A 16041-nucleotide genomic window follows, 5' to 3' on the forward strand; every position below is an offset into this window, starting at 1 on the left:
ATGACGGGAGCACTTTTGCGTAGAAGCCTGAGACGAAAACTGAACGGGTGGGTAACGCTGAGCGTGATAGGGGCCTTTTTGGCCCTTCTCCCGTCTCTTTATATTTTTTTCGGACTCTTTCAAAAACAGAATGAAAACTGGCAGCATATTCAAGAGTACATGCTGCTGGACTACGCGCTGCAATCGTTATGGCTCGTGCTCGGTACCGGAGCCTGTACGATCATCGTAGGTGTGACCCTGGCCTGGCTGGTCGCTGCTTACGATTTTCCATTGCGTCGCTTTTTTTCATTTGCGTTTGTACTACCGCTGGCGATTCCTCCGTATATCGCAGCATACACGTACGGCTCCATGCTCAGCTACACGGGGAGCATTCAGACGACTTTGCGTGAAACATTCGGGTTGACGCTCGATCAACGCTACTTTGACATCATGTCGATGAAGGGCGCTATTTTTATATTTACGCTGTTTTTGTTCCCGTACGTCTATTTGATTACGAAAACCTTTCTTGAAAAACAGAGTGCGGTGTTCATTGAAAATGCCAGATTGCTCGGAAAAAACCAAGCGCATATCTTTTTTCGCATCGTCCTGCCTATGTCACAGGCAGCTATTGTGGGTGGCGCGAGTCTGGTGGCATTTGAAGTGCTCAATGATTTTGGAGTGACGAAGCATTTTGGGATTCAGTCTTTTACAGCGGCGATTTTCAAGACGTGGTTTGGCATGTATGACGTAGAATCGGCCATCCGTTTGTCCGCCTGGCTCATGACCTTGATTATCGGGATCTTTATCGTCGAACGACTCGTGCGTAAGCGGAAAAAATACAGCTCGCCTACGAACAGGAGCACGCCGCTCACACGCAGAAAATTGCGCGGAATCCCGATGTTCGCTGCTGTAATCTTCGGATTGGTTATTGTTACATTTTCATTTGTGATCCCTGTTGGGCAGTTGATTGTCTGGGCAACGTGGACGTATGGGGAAGTGTTGAATGAGACCTTCTGGAAGCTCTTGAGCAATACACTGTTCATCTCCTGTATCTCAATCACCATCTTGATGCTGCTCGCCGTAACTGTAGCGAATGTCATCCGATTCTCCCGAGGCTCGATATTCGCTGTGGCACTGACGCGCTTGATTTCCATGGGCTATTCCATTCCAGGCGCAGTCTTGTCCATCGGGGTGATGGCGGTGGTGATGTCCGTAGATAAAGAACTGGGTTCCTTCTATAGCTGGCTGGGCTTAGGCGCCAACAAGCTGGTACTCAGCATGTCCTTGTTCATGCTGACGTTTGCCTACATCATCCGCTTCCTTGCTGTCGGATTTAATGCAGTCGAAGCGGGGTTTGAGAAGACGGGAAACCGTTATTCAGAAGCGGCACGTATGCTCGGGATGAGCATGACACGAACCTTTTTCAAGGTGGATTTGCCATTAATCAAAGGGGCTGTGTTCACTGGTTTTATCTTGGTGTTCATGGAAATCGTGAAGGAATTGCCGCTTACCTTGCTCCTTCGTCCCTATAACTTCGAGACGCTGGCGACCAAAGCTTATCAATATGCGAGCGATGAACAAATTCATCAGGCCGCGATTCCTTCGCTCTGTATCATTGCAGTGGGGATCGTCTCCGTTATTTTCTATCACTGGTTAGGAGAGAGACAGGCAAAATGACTTTTTTTGAAGTGAAAAACCTGACGTTTGGCTATGCAAGCGGGAACGGCAGCGTTATCCGGGATTTTTCCTTGCAGATGGAGCAGGGGGAAGTAGTCGGGCTGCTCGGGAATAGTGGTTGCGGAAAAAGTACATTGCTTCGCTTAATAGCCGGACTGGAGTCCCCGAAGAGCGGACGCATCCAGATCGATGGAAAGGTGTTGGTCGATCAGGGGCAGTTTGTGGAGCCAGAGCAACGCGAGATCGGCATGATTTTTCAGGATTATGCACTGTTTCCGCATTTGACTGTTGAGCAAAACATCTTGTTCGGTCTGCATCGATTGTCCAAAGCAGAGCGTATAGTTCGATTGAAAGAGATGCTGGCACTTGTGCAGCTCGAAGGCTATGGCAAGCGTTATCCACATGAGCTGAGCGGGGGACAGCAGCAGCGTGTCGCATTTGCGCGTGCGCTGGCACCTAGACCGGCTATCTTACTGATGGATGAGCCGTTCAGTAATCTGGATGCCGAGCTGAAAACGAAAATACGCGATGACTTGAAGCAAATGCTGCGAGCTGCCAAGATGACTTCGATCCTTGTCACGCATGACAAAGCAGATGCGGAAACGATTTGTGATCGCATCATTCGCATGACTCGCTAAGGGAAATGTGCAGCTTTCAACCTCCAAAGTGCATAGTCGTACCCAACGTTGTTGTATAATGTGCATACGACGAATTTTGCAGTGTGCGGTCTGCTGTCTTTTGGTCAACACCGTTCATATAGAGGAGGATGGAACATGAAAATTGAAATTTGGTCTGATTTTGCCTGCCCGTTTTGCTATATCGGAAAGCGCCGTCTGGAAGGAGCGCTGTCTCAATTTCCGCATAAGGATCAAGTAGAGGTCGTATATCGCAGCTTCCAGCTCGACCCGCAGATGGAACGCGATACCGATATGGACATGCATGAAGTACTGGCAGCCAAGTATAGCATTCCGCTCGAACAGGCGAAGGGGATGAATGATCAAGTTACCCAAATGGCAAAAGGTGTTGGTCTCGACTATCATTTTGACACGATGATTCCGACCAATACATTCGATGCGCACCGCTTGACGCACTTTGCCCATGCTCATGGAAAAATGAAGGAAATGAAGGAGCGAATGCTGAAGGCGTACTTTACCGAGTCGCTCCACCTCGGAGACCACGAGGTGCTGGCACAGCTTGCTTCTGAGGTAGGCTTGGACAAGGAAGCGACGCTCGCCATGCTGGCAGGAGACGAATACAGAGAGCAAGTACAAGAAGACAAACAAAGAGGCAACGATTTGGGTGTCACGGGTGTACCGTTCTTTGTCATTAATAACAAATATGCAGTCTCTGGCGCGCAGCCAGGTGAAGTCTTTTTGGGCGCATTGAACCAGGTGTGGGAAGAAGAAAGCGCAACTCCTGCTCTGAAATTCGTACAGAACGACGAGAAAAAAGACGAGCAATCCGGCGACAATTGCGCAGATGGCTCCTGCAAAATATAAGGTTTAACCAGACTGCAACCGATTCCAAATAAGGAGTCGGTTTTTTTATGGGAAAAATTTCATTTATCCTGAAACAAAAATCGACCTCATTCGAATAATGGTCAGAGAGTAAACATCGGAGATACCAGCTACCTAAAAATAGAAGCGAGTGAGGGATAAAACATGAATAAATGGACGAAAAGCGTATTTGCAATCATGACAGCGAGTCTGGCTGTAACCGCACCGATCAGTTCTATGGCGGCAAAAGAATCGAACGTAACGGTTTTGGGGGAGAGCAAAGGTGATGGCGCAATCGATGAGAAGCTGATCAGGAAAATCGAAAAGTCTGTTGAGAGACTCGTTCAAATTGTGCCTTATCTAAAGAACTATCCAATCACCGAATTGGAGATGAACGCAGAGACATCCCGGATTGAAGTGAAAAAGTATCAAACGAAGGAAAAGAAAGCTCCCTTTGTGAGCATGCATGTCGATCAAAATTCAGGTGAAGTTAAATTTTTTAGTCACATCACGGGCAAAGGAGGTTTTTCTTCTACTTACCCTCTAGAAGATGCGAAGAAAAGGGCAACGGAGTTCATGAAGCAATGGTATGGCGAGGGTATGGCGGACTATCAGTTGGACGAGGAAGCCTTCAATCGGAATTCTTCCATTTTGTTTCGCAAGAGGGTAAATGGGATTCCGTTCCGCAATGACACACTGAATTTCGCCATCAATAGCGAAGGACAAATTCAGCATCTGGCAAGAGGCGACGGGTATGCAGAGCCAGTGGAAATGGAACAGGACATCAGCAAAATTCAATTCGCTGATCCCAATAAGGTTCATCCAAAAGAAAAGGTTGAAGCGATGTTTGCATCTGCTATGAAGCCTTACTACGGACAAAGTGCAGATGGGCAAAGCTACAGGTTCTTGTACGCTCCTTCTCACGAGGGAATCAATGCGAGCCGCGGAGCTGAGCTGTCCGCCAAACAAAACGAAAGAATCATCCAGTTCCAACCAAAAGCGAAGCAAACGATCATCAAGTCAAAAGAGGAGGCAGCAGCTTTCTTGGCAGCTCAGACAGGATACAATCCCACAAAAGGGCGTGCAACTTTTCAGGAAGAAAGCAATCCGAAAACTGGAATCACCAACTATTTGTGGATGACGGAGGATGAGGTCATCGCCAATATCTTCTTCGAAACCAAGACAGGAAGGGTAACGAATTATCAAGTATTGGATACAAAGCGGAAAAGTGCGGCAGACAAAAAGCTGAACGAAGAGCAGGCGCTAAAAGCAGCCGTGGAAGCCATGTCTGAGTTCCTTCCTCTCACCGATAAAGAAATGGTCATCACTGCTAATCGATATGAGCCCGATCAAAATTTGTTCAAATTTGATTTCACCATGCTTCATCAGGGGTATCCGGTAGATGGTATGCTTCGACAGGCGCACGTAGATGCAGCCACCGGAAAAGCGACACTACTAGATTGGAGAGTCTCTCAAACGATCAAGCTGCCAGATATCAATAACGCCATGACAAAAGAAGAAGCAGCTAAGAAGTTTCTTAAAAAATATCCAATGAAGCTGTATTACTCCTTGGATGAGGAAAATAAAAACACCGCCGAGCTCGTTTATATTTCTCCACTCGTTTCTAACGAAGAAATTGATGCGCTAACCGGGGAGTTCTACACCTATGGAGAAGAGGGAGAATCCGAGTAAGAAAGGGGGAAGCCTGTTGTCTGGGGAGTTAACGGAACGAATCGGGGTTATTTACGAGACTCACTATGATGACATCTACTACTTCTTGCTCTACTTTACTGGCAGACAAGAAGATGCAGAAGACATGGTGCAGGAAGTATTTTCACGACTATTAAAAATACTGCCGAGGTATGATGGTCGAGTCGCAATGAAGACATGGCTTTTTTCGATCGCCAAGCATGTCGCGATTGATCATTACCGTAAGCAAAAGTGGCAGCGTTTGTTCTCAGACAACTGGTTGGCCCTCATGAAGTCTACGGAGGGTCTTCCAGAAGAGGAGCTTGCCACAAAAGAAGAGATGCATAGTATTCAACGGGCTTTGCAAAAGCTAAAGCCCGATCAGCGTATTATTGTGATTTTACGATACATAAAGGAGTACAGCGTCAAGGAAACAGCCGAGATTTTGGGGATTCCGGAGACAAAAGTGAGAGTGGACTGTCACAGGGGACTAAAGGCGTTGCAGAAAATACTTGGCGACGCTTGCGAGGAGAGGATTGCCAATGAGTTTGCCAGATGAAAACCACGTGATCGAATTACTGAAGCAAGTCAGGCAGGAGAGCATCCCACCTCGTCAAGTGTGGAAGCAGATGGGCAAGGAAAGGCTCATTCGTGAGGCGCATCGCAGGCAGCAGTCAGCGAAGATCAAGCGAGTTGTGGCTGGAGCAGGTTCTCTTGCAGCAGCCGTATTCATGGGTGTTTGGCTGAGCTATGATTCACCGCTGAAGTCATCTGTTGATAGGCAAACAACGATCTCACCTCCAGCCGCCATATCAGCTACGCCTTCTCTGCCAGTTGAAAGCAAGGCCAAGCCACAGCAGGAGCAGGAAGCTACCCCAAAGGTAGACAACAAAATCGTTCAGAACCAAACGGTTACACGTGATGCTCCACAGCCGCAGTCCGTAGCCAAGGAGTCTGCAGCGAACTCAACAGATAGGAGCCAACCCAGAACAACACGTGAGAAATCACCATTGGAACATCAGGCAGAGGCTTATTTGCAAAAGAAGCTGGGAGCACAGAGCAAACAGTTTGAAGTAGATTATATTCACTCGAATTTGGCAACAGGAGAAGTAGCTTTTCGCAAAATCATCAACGGCATTCCTCTTCAGGAGAATAGCGCGACGGTCCGTATCTCCCCAAAAACGGGGGAAATGACCTTGCTTCTTTACCCTGATCTCGAAGATAGTGGGGGAGCATCCCAGTCTGCCAATCGGGACGGGATGATCGACAAAAAGAAGGCCGCCCAACAGCTGGGGAGTACGCTTCGCCTCGTTTATGCAGGAAAGAAACAACCAGGGCTTCAATATGTAGTAGCATCAGATGTTTATGTGAACGCGAAAACAGGCACGCTGATCAGCCAAGCGAGAGCAGAGAAAAAGTCCGTTGCTGTTTCGGGACAAGGAAAACCACTCATACTGAAAACTTCTAATGAGGTGGCAGAGCTGCTTGAACGCAAGTTGGGCATAAAGGTGGAACAAAAAGCATTCATCGGTGTAAATCCGCGTGGTATTTCATACTCTTGGAACGATGGGCAGGGCAACGGCGTTTCCGTTGAGACGACAGATGACGGAGCATTCCTCGGGTTTTCACGGATGGCTGCAAATGAACGTAAGAACCAACGTGAAATGACCTACGAACAGGCAAAAACACTGGCGATAACCCACCTGGAGAAGTTCCTCCCCACCGATGTTCGTGAGCTGTCATTGGAAGCGTCGCAAGAGTCACCTAGCACCATTCAGTTTACCTTTGTTCCGAAGGTCAACGGGATTCCCGTCATGGAGCATCCTTATAAAGTGTCGGTCGAGCTGGCTAGCGGGCTTGTTACCGAGCTTACGGGCAACTTTTCGGATTTATCATGGATACAGATTGATCAGACAGCAAAAACGCTCTCCAAGGAAGAGGCACTTGATCAATTTGTGCAACATGCTCCACTGGAACTCGTGTACTTGCCAGCAGAAAAAGGGGCGGAGCCAGTGCTTGCTTACCAAATCCGCCGGGATTCAGAACAGCCATGGGCAATAGAAGCCACGACAGGTAAGGTCATCAACTAAAAATCCCGCAACGAACCTCCATGAAAAGATGCTTCATGGAGGTTTGTTCTTTACTGATGTACAAGCTGTTTCTGTAGTGCAAGCGCGAGCTCCAAAGACTCGACAGCATGATCAACATCGATGATCGATTGTGTATGGTCCGTAAAGCATTGAATGGCATGCCGCAAGCTCTCTTCATACGGATTGACGGGTTGGAGAACGAGCTCATTCTTGCCTGAGGATGTGTATTCCCATAAGAAAGATTCCGTTTGACCATGGCTGTCGGCTTCCTGAAAGACGAGCTTTGCCTTCTCGAAGTACGCCTCGTAACCAACAGTGAATGGGTACGAGGTCGGCATCTGCGAGGAGGCGACTATTTCAGCATACGCATCAGGGTAACAAAAACACGAGCGGACGATGGACTGTTTTTTATCCAATGATTCTGCCCCCCATGCGCTCATACTGGCATTGCGACCGAACAGCCATGTTACGAAGTCCAGCTCGTGGATCATCAGATTGGTCGTAATGGAGGACAAGCCCAGATCCCCCCATAAGGGAGCTGTTTCTCTTTTGAGCGAGAGGGAGAGGAGCTGTCCGTACTTGTTTTCTGTCTGAGCACTGCGAAGGTAGGCGTACGCCGGGTCAAATTTGATAAATTGATTCACCAACAGCTTTTTCCCCGATCGGTCCCTTGCGTGTTTCATGGCTTGTGCATCGTCTAGCGTATAACAAACCGGTGTTTCGCAGAATACATGCTTTCCGTTTTCGAGTGCTTCTACTGCGAATTGCCGATGCAGCTGCGAAGGTAAGCAAATGTCCACGACATCGATAGTAGGATCGCGCATGATCTCGTCAATATGGTCTGTAATTTCCACATGTAGCTCTTCCTGTAGCTTTTGCAGCTTCGATTCATTTCGACCGAAAACTACCACTCTATCCACACCATCCATTTTTTTTAGCAGATGTGCATGGTACGCACCAAAGCCAGTTCCTAATACTGCAATATTCATCCTGCATCCCTCCCATCATGATAGCTCTATGATATCTTTGTATTGTTGACAGCATCGTGTCATCAATTTGGCCGCGTTGAAAAATAGAGTGGTCGTTTTGTCGTGGAGGCTGGAGATGAGACTGCATCGATTGATTGCGATTTTGCTGCTGATTGAATCAAGGGGAAAAATGAAAGCAAAAGAACTCGCTATAGCGCTGGAGACGTCTGTTCGCTCGATTTATCGGGATATTGACGCACTGTCCCAAGCAGGGATTCCGATCGCGGCAACCTCGGGGCCTGGCGGTGGAATTTATTTGATGGAAGGATATACGGTCAATCTGAAACAGCTGTACGTCGATGATGTCGTGCACTTGTATTTGACCGGGATGGGGATTCATGTAGGGCAGGATACCGAGACTGGACACAAATTAACGTCTGCTTTGCTCAAATTGGAAAAGACGTTGCCGCAGATTTATCGGCCGGATATAGAAAAAGCGAAGAAGCGTTTCTATTTCGATGAGACGCCATGGTGGGAAGAGAGAGTAGTCATACCGAATCTGGAGGTTTTGCGGGCAGCGGTTTGGCGATCAAGTAAAGTCGTCATTGCCTATCGCAAAATGGATGGGAGCAGCTCGTCACGCACGGTATGTCCCTACGGTCTCGTCGTGAAAAAAACGGAGTGGTATCTCGTTGCTTACTGTGAAAACGCGCAGGAGGTTCGAACATTTAAGTGCGAGCGGATTCCTTCTGTTCATGTACGGGAGGAGGCATTCGAGATTCCAGAGAGCTTTTCGTTGGCAGGTTATTGGACGAATCAGGAGGCGGCGTTCAAGCAGGCTTGTCGTGAAGTCGAATATTTTCCTGTCGTGATCAGGTTGCATGCTGAAAAGCCGGCTGTGCGAGAGAGGCTGGAGGTGATTTCCGCTGTGCAGCAGGGAGAGTATAAGCAATTGACGGTTAATTTGTACAGCTATGAAAGAGCATGTCGCGATATTTTGGATATGATCGGACATATGGAGGTTATGGAGCCAGCGGAATTAAGAGCTTTTGCAAAAGAGAGACTGCGAGAATGGATAGCACTGTATACGTAGCGTACGCCAAAAGGCTTCGCACCAAGTCGATGCGAAGCCTTTAGCGGGAAAGAATGGGATAACTCGCGTGCACATGCTGTTTGAAGCTCTCATAGTCTGAGGCATGTATATGAGAGTCGTGGTCGCTTATGCACACATGCTTCATGCCAAGGCGTTGAGCGAACCGATTACCTGCTTCTGTGATAGTATCCATGATGATCGATTGAATGCGGTAGCCACTCTGTTCGACATGAGCCAGTACATCGAGATAATGATGCAGCATCATGGGCAAGGCAGGGCTTTTTCGATAAGCTTGATCGACAACGACACAGGACAAAAAATAATAGACTTGTTCGGGAGAAGTAGTTAAATCTTCGATATCCGCGGTCGTCATCAGGCTGTCGTTAAACGTCCCTTGCGCAATTTGCAGGTAAATATGCGGTTTGACGGGAAGCAGGTTCATAAAAGCGATGATGCGCCCATTCTCTTCGATCGCAACGACCGAATCGGGACGAAACAAATACCAATTGTAGCTCTCTTGGTACGGTGTAATAAATTCAGCATCATAGTATTGAAGCTCGAGTTGTTCCATTTGTCTAAAATGCTCAAGGTGCAAATGCTCCATGATCTTCATAAGCAAATCTCCTTCTTTACGCAAAGCGGCTTTGCGTTAGAGCTTCGGCTCGCAAATATAGCGAATAAATCTTTGGGTTTCCTTTGCCCGCTTAATTCTGTTCGAAAATAAAGATGGATCATTTGGTTGGTAGCGTATTCGCAACGATTCTTGCAGTAAGAGATGCCATTCGCTGGGAAGCTCTTGCAGAGCGAGCTCTACGGCTTTTCTCTTCGGAATAATGTCTTCATGGTTGAGCGCGTAATCGATTCGGCATAAGGTGAAAACGGCGAATTCCACCCACTCATCGAGCATGAATTTCATCATGCTTTTTCCTTTCGGTGACCAATAATCATGTTTGTTGTATTTCATCGTTTCCCCGACATCAAACCACTGGGTAGGGATGTGTAGTGCTTCAACACTTTTCCCCATAACCGTAATGCCCCGTTGCTTGAGGATCCACCACGTCACATGATTGATATCATAGTGGCCGGATGATTGAAATGTCCCACTGTCAACGTAAGGATACGGCTCCAAGGATGGATTGGTTTTTCCGATGTCATCCAGCTGGATATACATGCCGTCCATTCTTTTAGCGAATGGGTTGGTGTTATGAAGAGCCTTATGAATATTCTTGAGCTTTTCTATTTCTGCATTCGTTAACCCTCTATTCAAAAGTGTCACAAAATCAATATCACTGTTATCTTCCTCGAAGCCAGACAGAGCAATAGAACCATACAAATACACACCATAGATGACATTCGGCAGTTCTGTCATAAGCCGTTGCGTATAGTCGTGTAGTAAAGGTCTAACGCTTTCCGGGATTCTCGAGTCCATAAGCAAGCTCCTTTTTGGTAATCAAGATTCGCGTGATGTTCATCCTGCAACCATCACGTTTGCATGGTCGATCATGGCTTGAACACGTTGGGGTCTTCCATAATTTTCATACCCCGAGTAAATGAGATAAAGTTTACTTGATTTTTGATTTTCTCGCAAGTTAAATCCTGTACTTGATGGGAAAATGGTTTGATAGCTGATAAGGGACACGGTATGATTATTTGGATGGCAACAACTGTTAAAGGAGGCGTTTATTGTGATTGAGCAAATGCTGACAAAGGGCAAAATTTTGAGGGGGAACTCGCGTAAGTAGCCCGCAAACCCGTGATCTTCCCTGATTATGAAAGGGGTATAATGGTGAGTCAATTATCAACGGATATGATTATTCGGAATTTTCAAAAGGAAGACTTCCCGTTACTTGGCGAGCTATATCAAGCTGTTACTGCAAAAGAAAACGCGACGTTTTGGTGGGTCAGTGAAGAAGCAAATTGGTGTAATGTCTATTGTGCATTTGAAAATGGAAAAATGATTGCGAAGGGGCAAGTCAGTATCATAAATACGATCCCTCCCGGACGTTCAGAAGAAAACAAGCATTCGATCTTCGTGAATCTAAAAACACTCCCGGAGCGAGACAATGACGCCGATTTGCTAGAAAAGATGTATCAGCATCTTCTTCAAAGAGCTCTGCAATTAAAAGAAACGTTGCCAGGAACGTACCAAACAATGCTATGTGTCGGCAACGATTCTTCCGAAACCGCGAACAACCAATTTTTCACTCAAATGGGCTACAAGCATTTGAATAGCTTGTATCAGATGAAGCGAGATTTACTGGAGCCTATTCCCGTGTTAACGCTGGACGAAGACTTTGACTTTTCGTATTGGAAAATGGAGAGCCCAGAGGAAGAAAAAGATTACTTGAATGTGGAAGCCACGATTTGGCCGGATGCTCCATTAGGACTTGAACGATTGTCCGAATACAAGAGGAAAGCGCTCTGGACATCGATGGTGATTCGTCATAACGATACGATAGTTGCTGGCTCGATGGCATGGCGAGAAGAAGATGAGGGAGTAATCGAGGATGTTTTCGTACAAGAACCTTGGAGGAAGCGTGGGTTTGCGAAGTTTTTACTAGCAAAAGCATTGGAATATCTAAAATCGCATGAGCTGAAATCCGCGTATCTCATGGTTGAAACGACGAATCTATCAGCCTTGTCTCTATACAAATCGGTTGGATTCGAGGTAGAGAAAGAAGAAATCAGATATTATACAGAATTGAAATAAGAAAGACGAAAAGAGGGAGCGCTAGAGAGGCTTCCCTCTTTTTTATGCAAATTGATTCGGAATTCTCTTGCAAGAAATACATAGATAAGGTAAAACATGGATGTATCTCATGCCGATACAATAGAGAGGACCAAGCGTCTGAACGATAAGAAGGTGAGGAACAGCGATGAACTTTTTCAAAAAGCTATTCGGCGGTACGAACAACGGAGAAAAGTCAAAGGACGGCACTACCATTTACACATATGACCAGCAGGCAACGTATGAACCCCCAGCTCCAATGGAATATGTAGAAGAAATCGGAAACCACTTTCAAACAGTATTTGCGGGAAGAGAAAGCAGTGTTTTTCACGAAATTATTTCCGATACGATCCATATTGATGTGAATGTGATGAGCCCTACAGAAGAAGAGCCATTTTGGGTTCTGTATACGAATGGGATGAGTGATTTACCGATGACGATCCCGGATGAAATACAGGAGCAGATGGAAGAGAATATAGAGCGAGCAGAACTGATGATATTCTTGCCAGCTTCCTGGGAGCTGACACAAGAGTCACTACAGGATGAAAATAACTACTGGCCAATCAGACTGATGAAGATGCTGGCGCGGTTTCCCCATCACTACAATACATGGTTGGGATACGGACATACGATACCGAATTATCAGGAATATGAACCATATGCGGATGGCACGGGTTTAAATGGAGTCGTTCTGTTTCAGCTATCAGAAGAAATCAGTGTCATTCCTACCAAAGACGGAAACAAGATTCATGCCTATTTCTTACTTCCTTTGTATAAAGAAGAGATGGAATATAAATTGGAGCATGGCATGGATGCGCTATTGGATAAATTGTTTGAGCTGGAAGATGACGCGCTGATTTTGAATCCGAATAGAAGAAATACGTGCAAGTAAGCATATATGAATTCCCCACCCCTTTTAGCTAAAGGGGTTTTCTTGTTGGCGAGCGATGCATGAGGGGCTGAAAATGAGCTGTCGATCGACTAACAAAAGTACGATGGGGAAGGAAAACGGGTTCCATATACGTAATATAGAACCCGTTGCTACTCGGCTATGACCGAGCCAAGACAATGACGTTGTCTTTGCCTATTCGATTTCAATTCGATTAATATCACCAACATCCAAATTTCCAAGCTGTATGGAGAAACTTGGTTTCCCCGGACTTCTCAAAATATAACCGCCCCAGTCCCGGCCGCCGTAAGCCGTATACCCAGAGATATCTATGCCAAAAATGTCTTGAATAAGTGGCTTGGTTACGGGAATGACTTCATTTAGTGCTTTGATTTTATAGTTATCTGTTTCATAGCTCACTTTATACACTTGACCTGTATTTGCTCCGATCATTACATCGTATTTCTTTTGTTTATTAATGAGCAACCATTTCTCTTCCCTTTCGTCTGAACGTTTTTTGGCTTGGGTAAAGGAAAGATTCTTTTCATTGGATAAACGCATCAAGGCTGTTTGCGCGATGGAGATGATCTTTTGATCGACGTCTTCTAGGTTGTAATATAATGTGAAATCAGACACTTTATTTGTGGGGAGATCGACTATGACGTACTGTTTGTCTTCTGTCCAAAAGGAGAAATATGCCTGATTCTTGCTTTTGAAAAAACTGGTTTTTTGGAAGGTAACCTGCTGTTTCGTATCCTTAAATGCTTCTCGTGCAGTCTCTACATATGTATGATAGGGCTTCGGTAATTCGTTGATCGCAAATCTCGCAAAGACGGTAAGAACCTCTGTGGTACCAGGCTTAAAAGTTACGATGGCTTCTCTGGTTTCATGATCCTTTGCCTGTACACTATAGGAGTCTGCGTCTTTCTCAATCTCTCTAAATGGGAAGGTCTTCTGAATGCCACTCGCATCTTGTACGGCTTTTTGAGCAGCCGCAAAATACATTTGTTCTTCAGGAGTCAAGGCTGCCGCACTACTCGTCGATTCTGCTGGTGCAGAAAATGGTTTCATCCAGAAAAAGCCGAGCAACAGCCCGCAGGTAATTAGCCCTTTTGCCATCCATCCATAGTACATTCTTCGTTTGTTCACTTTTTGAAGTCTACCTCCTTCTTCTCGCACACCTTCTAATATTGCTTGGCTTCGTTCTCGGGAAAGGGTTTGCTCGGGGAATTGATTCAATTCTTCCAGAATGATCTGCTCATCACATGATGGCATCGTTCATCACCTCCGCAATCGAAACATGCCTTTTGTTTTGAATCGCTTTTATTGCTCTATGCAAAGTAAGATTGACCTTGGCTTCTGTCCATCCCAAAACCTCCGCAGTCTCCTTGCTCGATAATCCCTTGATCCCTCTGAGTATCAACACGTCCCGATAAGAAGACTTTAACTGATTGATCATTTCATAGAGCAGACGCTTGTTTTCGCTTAACATCAGGGACTCTTCCGGCGTTTTGTCCTGCGACACGAGATGCTGTAAGAAGATATCCGGCAACCAGCTGATTAGCTTTGCCTTGCGTCTTTCATCAATGGCTACGTTACGTGCTATGGCAAACAGCCACGTTTTGGGATTCTCAACCTCTGTTCCCTGCATAGCTTTGAGGGCACGAATAAAGGTCTCTTGAACCAGATCGTCGATATCTGTTCGTCCCGTGTAATAGACGAGAAACCGATATACATCCTGGCTGTATGTAAGAAACCATTGCTCAATTCGTGCACCAGAATGATCATCCACTGGTGTTCCACCTCCTTGTCACTGTATAGACGGAGTAGCTGCTGACAATCTTTCACTTTCATGAAAAAAAACGAGACACCCCGGAAGATCAGTCAGGTGTCTTTGTTCTATCGTAAAGGTTTAGTAGGTGGGCAAGACCAGTTTAGCTGTTGTCCCTTTATCCGGCTCCGATGCAAAGCGGAGCTCTGCTCCATGACTATCAGCAATTTGCTTGCAAAGCGTCAAGCCCAATCACGCACCGCCGCCGTTTCGAGTGCGGGAGGGATCTACCCGAAAAAACGCCTTACCTATACGTTGAAAAATTCTTTCGCAGTCTTAGTAGTCCCGCTGGCTACTTCCTCAGGGCTTAATCCCATACACCCCGCGACCGCGTGCAAAATATGTCTCAAATACATGGGCTCATTCCGACCATCCACAGGCTTTTCTTGCAAATCACGAGGAGTTAAAAATGGCGCGTCCGTTTCAATCATCAAACGATTCAACGGAATCTTTTTGACAAGCTCCCGAAGATGTTTCCCACGTCTTTCATCACAAATCCATCCCGTAATCCCGATATGGAAGTCCATTTCTAAATAGGCTTCCAATTCCTTGGAGGTTCCGGTAAAGCAGTGTACAACCGCACGATTGATAGTTTGACGATGCTCTTTGAGAATCGAGACAAAATCAATATGAGCATCGCGTTCATGCAAAAACAACGGCAGTTGAAGTTCTGTGGCCAGCGAGATTTGTTCGATGAACCACTTTCTTTGAACATCACGGGGGGAGAAGTCACGGTTATAATCCAGCCCGCACTCTCCAATCGCTACCACATGGGGAAGCGATGCGAGTTCTCTTAATTTCTTGATCGTCGATTCATCACAGCTTTTTGCATCGTGAGGATGAATACCTGCCGTAGTGTACAGCTTTCCTTTGGAGCGACTCGCATATCGGGAGGCATCCATACTGTTTCTCAAGCTTGTCCCTGTCAAAATTAATGGGGATATTCCTTGTTTCTCTGCTCTGGCAACGACTTCATCGCGGTCTTGTTGAAAGGAGCGGTGCATCAGGTTTACGCCTATATCGATGATCTGTGTATCCAAGAGAATCAATCCTTCCTAGTAACAGGTATGAGTGTGTGCTGATTTTTGCTAAAGTTCCCATTTTTGGTTGTTTTTCATTATAGCTGATGGAGTTGTTAAGTTCTATAGACGAAAAATCCTCCCTGCTGTGACAGAGAGGACTCGTTTCTTTCTAATCTCATGAAGGAATGGCATCCAATGCTCTCCTTACTTTTCTTGCGAAAGCCAGAGGTTTATCGACTGCTTCCATATTTACATAAATCAAGCGGGGACGATCGAATAACCATTCATTACGGATGGACGAGACTCTTATGCCTTGCTTCCGGATGGCTGAAATGAATGGATTGACTTCTTTCTGCAAGAACGCAGCTCTCCCTAAACAGAGTGCTTTGCCCGTTTTTTGATTCAAGGATTCGAACGAAAAAGAAGACGTCACACGAAATCTTTTCCCCAAAATGGTCGCTTTGATTTGATTACGATTGATGGTCGCGACGCATTTTCCGCCGGCAAAGCCGGATTGCCCCCTGATAATTCTGGAGAACTGCTTACAAAGCGAGGCTTTTTTGGGCATTCCTCGTTTCC

The 16041-nt window shown here is 46.1% G+C and carries 17 protein-coding genes; 9 read left to right on the plus strand and 8 right to left on the minus strand.

Annotated elements, in window-relative coordinates; all coding sequences use genetic code 11:
• The 6 genes from BBR47_RS05130 (at position 1) to BBR47_RS05155 (ending at position 6931) form a co-directional block, all read left to right on the plus strand.
• On the plus strand, positions 1-1656 hold the full coding sequence (locus BBR47_RS05130) for an ABC transporter permease (RefSeq protein WP_041749264.1): 1656 nt from the start codon (positions 1-3) through the stop codon (positions 1654-1656).
• The gene (locus tag BBR47_RS05135; RefSeq protein ID WP_012684694.1) at positions 1653-2294 is read left to right on the plus strand and encodes an ABC transporter ATP-binding protein; all 642 of its coding nucleotides are present in this window, start codon (positions 1653-1655) and stop codon (positions 2292-2294) included. Before BBR47_RS05130 ends, BBR47_RS05135 begins: the two co-directional genes overlap by 4 nt.
• 135 nt (positions 2295-2429) lie before the next feature.
• A complete protein-coding gene (locus BBR47_RS05140; RefSeq protein ID WP_012684695.1) occupies positions 2430-3155 on the plus strand; it encodes a DsbA family oxidoreductase in 726 nt (241 codons plus the stop codon).
• Positions 3156-3317: 162 nt separating this feature from the next.
• Positions 3318-4844 (plus strand): YcdB/YcdC domain-containing protein, encoded by a 1527-nt coding sequence (locus tag BBR47_RS05145; protein WP_012684696.1) that lies wholly within the window; start codon positions 3318-3320, stop codon positions 4842-4844.
• Positions 4819-5400 (plus strand): RNA polymerase sigma factor, encoded by a 582-nt coding sequence (locus BBR47_RS05150; protein WP_012684697.1) that lies wholly within the window; start codon positions 4819-4821, stop codon positions 5398-5400. The genes BBR47_RS05145 and BBR47_RS05150 overlap by 26 nt, the downstream gene beginning before the upstream one ends.
• Positions 5384-6931 (plus strand): YcdB/YcdC domain-containing protein, encoded by a 1548-nt coding sequence (locus BBR47_RS05155; protein ID WP_012684698.1) that lies wholly within the window; start codon positions 5384-5386, stop codon positions 6929-6931. The genes BBR47_RS05150 and BBR47_RS05155 overlap by 17 nt, the downstream gene beginning before the upstream one ends.
• A 50-nt stretch (positions 6932-6981) precedes the next feature.
• Here the strand turns inward: BBR47_RS05155 and BBR47_RS05160 are convergent, their stop codons facing one another.
• Complete coding sequence (locus tag BBR47_RS05160; RefSeq protein ID WP_012684699.1) at positions 6982-7920, minus strand: Gfo/Idh/MocA family protein; 939 nt, start codon at positions 7918-7920, stop codon at positions 6982-6984.
• A gap of 115 nt (positions 7921-8035) precedes the next feature.
• On the opposite strand from BBR47_RS05160, the gene BBR47_RS05165 reads away from it, so the two are divergent.
• Entirely contained in the window at positions 8036-8992 is a 957-nt protein-coding gene (locus tag BBR47_RS05165) for a helix-turn-helix transcriptional regulator (protein ID WP_041749265.1), read from the plus strand.
• 40 nt (positions 8993-9032) lie between these two features.
• On the opposite strand, the gene BBR47_RS05170 is transcribed toward BBR47_RS05165, so the two are convergent.
• On the minus strand, positions 9033-9605 hold the full coding sequence (locus BBR47_RS05170; protein ID WP_012684701.1) for a hypothetical protein: 573 nt from the start codon (positions 9603-9605) through the stop codon (positions 9033-9035).
• 36 nt (positions 9606-9641) lie between these two features.
• The gene (locus BBR47_RS05175; RefSeq protein WP_012684702.1) at positions 9642-10421 is read right to left on the minus strand and encodes an aminoglycoside adenylyltransferase domain-containing protein; all 780 of its coding nucleotides are present in this window, start codon (positions 10419-10421) and stop codon (positions 9642-9644) included.
• A 354-nt stretch (positions 10422-10775) separates the two neighbouring features.
• On the opposite strand from BBR47_RS05175, the gene BBR47_RS05180 reads away from it, so the two are divergent.
• A complete protein-coding gene (locus BBR47_RS05180) occupies positions 10776-11702 on the plus strand; it encodes a GNAT family N-acetyltransferase (protein WP_012684703.1) in 927 nt (308 codons plus the stop codon).
• Positions 11703-11868: 166 nt separating this feature from the next.
• Complete coding sequence (locus tag BBR47_RS05185; RefSeq protein WP_041749266.1) at positions 11869-12612, plus strand: suppressor of fused domain protein; 744 nt, start codon at positions 11869-11871, stop codon at positions 12610-12612.
• Between the two features lie 192 nt (positions 12613-12804).
• Here the strand turns inward: BBR47_RS05185 and BBR47_RS05190 are convergent, their stop codons facing one another.
• The 5 genes from BBR47_RS05190 to BBR47_RS05205 all read right to left on the minus strand — a co-directional run bounded on the left by BBR47_RS05190 (position 12805) and on the right by BBR47_RS05205 (position 16030).
• Positions 12805-13884 carry a hypothetical protein gene (locus BBR47_RS05190; RefSeq protein ID WP_041749267.1) on the minus strand — a complete coding sequence of 360 codons (1080 nt, stop codon included), beginning with the start codon at positions 13882-13884 and terminating at the stop codon, positions 12805-12807.
• A complete protein-coding gene (locus tag BBR47_RS05195; RefSeq protein ID WP_012684706.1) occupies positions 13871-14401 on the minus strand; it encodes an RNA polymerase sigma factor in 531 nt (176 codons plus the stop codon). Before BBR47_RS05195 ends, BBR47_RS05190 begins: the two co-directional genes overlap by 14 nt.
• 120 nt (positions 14402-14521) lie before the next feature.
• Complete coding sequence (locus BBR47_RS31885) at positions 14522-14632, minus strand: ATP-binding protein (protein WP_012684707.1); 111 nt, start codon at positions 14630-14632, stop codon at positions 14522-14524.
• Positions 14633-14688: 56 nt separating this feature from the next.
• On the minus strand, positions 14689-15489 hold the full coding sequence (locus BBR47_RS05200; RefSeq protein ID WP_012684708.1) for a TatD family hydrolase: 801 nt from the start codon (positions 15487-15489) through the stop codon (positions 14689-14691).
• Positions 15490-15637: 148 nt separating this feature from the next.
• Positions 15638-16030 (minus strand): DUF1259 domain-containing protein, encoded by a 393-nt coding sequence (locus tag BBR47_RS05205; RefSeq protein ID WP_012684709.1) that lies wholly within the window; start codon positions 16028-16030, stop codon positions 15638-15640.
• Positions 16031-16041 lie beyond the last annotated feature (11 nt).

Source organism: Brevibacillus brevis NBRC 100599, assembly GCF_000010165.1.
GTDB classification, from domain to species: Bacteria; Bacillota; Bacilli; order Brevibacillales; family Brevibacillaceae; genus Brevibacillus; species Brevibacillus brevis_D.

What these genes read in the sequence shown, in the direction of transcription:
- BBR47_RS05130 (WP_041749264.1), top strand. Translation starts at nt 1, where the DNA reads ATGACGGGAGCACTTTTGCGTAGAAGCCTGAGACGAAAACTGAACGGG.
- BBR47_RS05135 (WP_012684694.1), top strand. Translation starts at nt 1,653, where the DNA reads ATGACTTTTTTTGAAGTGAAAAACCTGACGTTTGGCTATGCAAGCGGG.
- BBR47_RS05140 (WP_012684695.1), top strand. Translation starts at nt 2,430, where the DNA reads ATGAAAATTGAAATTTGGTCTGATTTTGCCTGCCCGTTTTGCTATATC.
- BBR47_RS05145 (WP_012684696.1), top strand. Translation starts at nt 3,318, where the DNA reads ATGAATAAATGGACGAAAAGCGTATTTGCAATCATGACAGCGAGTCTG.
- BBR47_RS05150 (WP_012684697.1), top strand. Translation starts at nt 4,819, where the DNA reads ATGGAGAAGAGGGAGAATCCGAGTAAGAAAGGGGGAAGCCTGTTGTCT.
- BBR47_RS05155 (WP_012684698.1), top strand. Translation starts at nt 5,384, where the DNA reads ATGAGTTTGCCAGATGAAAACCACGTGATCGAATTACTGAAGCAAGTC.
- BBR47_RS05160 (WP_012684699.1), bottom strand. Translation starts at nt 7,920, where the DNA reads ATGAATATTGCAGTATTAGGAACTGGCTTTGGTGCGTACCATGCACAT.
- BBR47_RS05165 (WP_041749265.1), top strand. Translation starts at nt 8,036, where the DNA reads ATGAGACTGCATCGATTGATTGCGATTTTGCTGCTGATTGAATCAAGG.
- BBR47_RS05170 (WP_012684701.1), bottom strand. Translation starts at nt 9,605, where the DNA reads ATGAAGATCATGGAGCATTTGCACCTTGAGCATTTTAGACAAATGGAA.
- BBR47_RS05175 (WP_012684702.1), bottom strand. Translation starts at nt 10,421, where the DNA reads ATGGACTCGAGAATCCCGGAAAGCGTTAGACCTTTACTACACGACTAT.
- BBR47_RS05180 (WP_012684703.1), top strand. Translation starts at nt 10,776, where the DNA reads ATGGTGAGTCAATTATCAACGGATATGATTATTCGGAATTTTCAAAAG.
- BBR47_RS05185 (WP_041749266.1), top strand. Translation starts at nt 11,869, where the DNA reads ATGAACTTTTTCAAAAAGCTATTCGGCGGTACGAACAACGGAGAAAAG.
- BBR47_RS05190 (WP_041749267.1), bottom strand. Translation starts at nt 13,884, where the DNA reads ATGCCATCATGTGATGAGCAGATCATTCTGGAAGAATTGAATCAATTC.
- BBR47_RS05205 (WP_012684709.1), bottom strand. Translation starts at nt 16,030, where the DNA reads ATGCCCAAAAAAGCCTCGCTTTGTAAGCAGTTCTCCAGAATTATCAGG.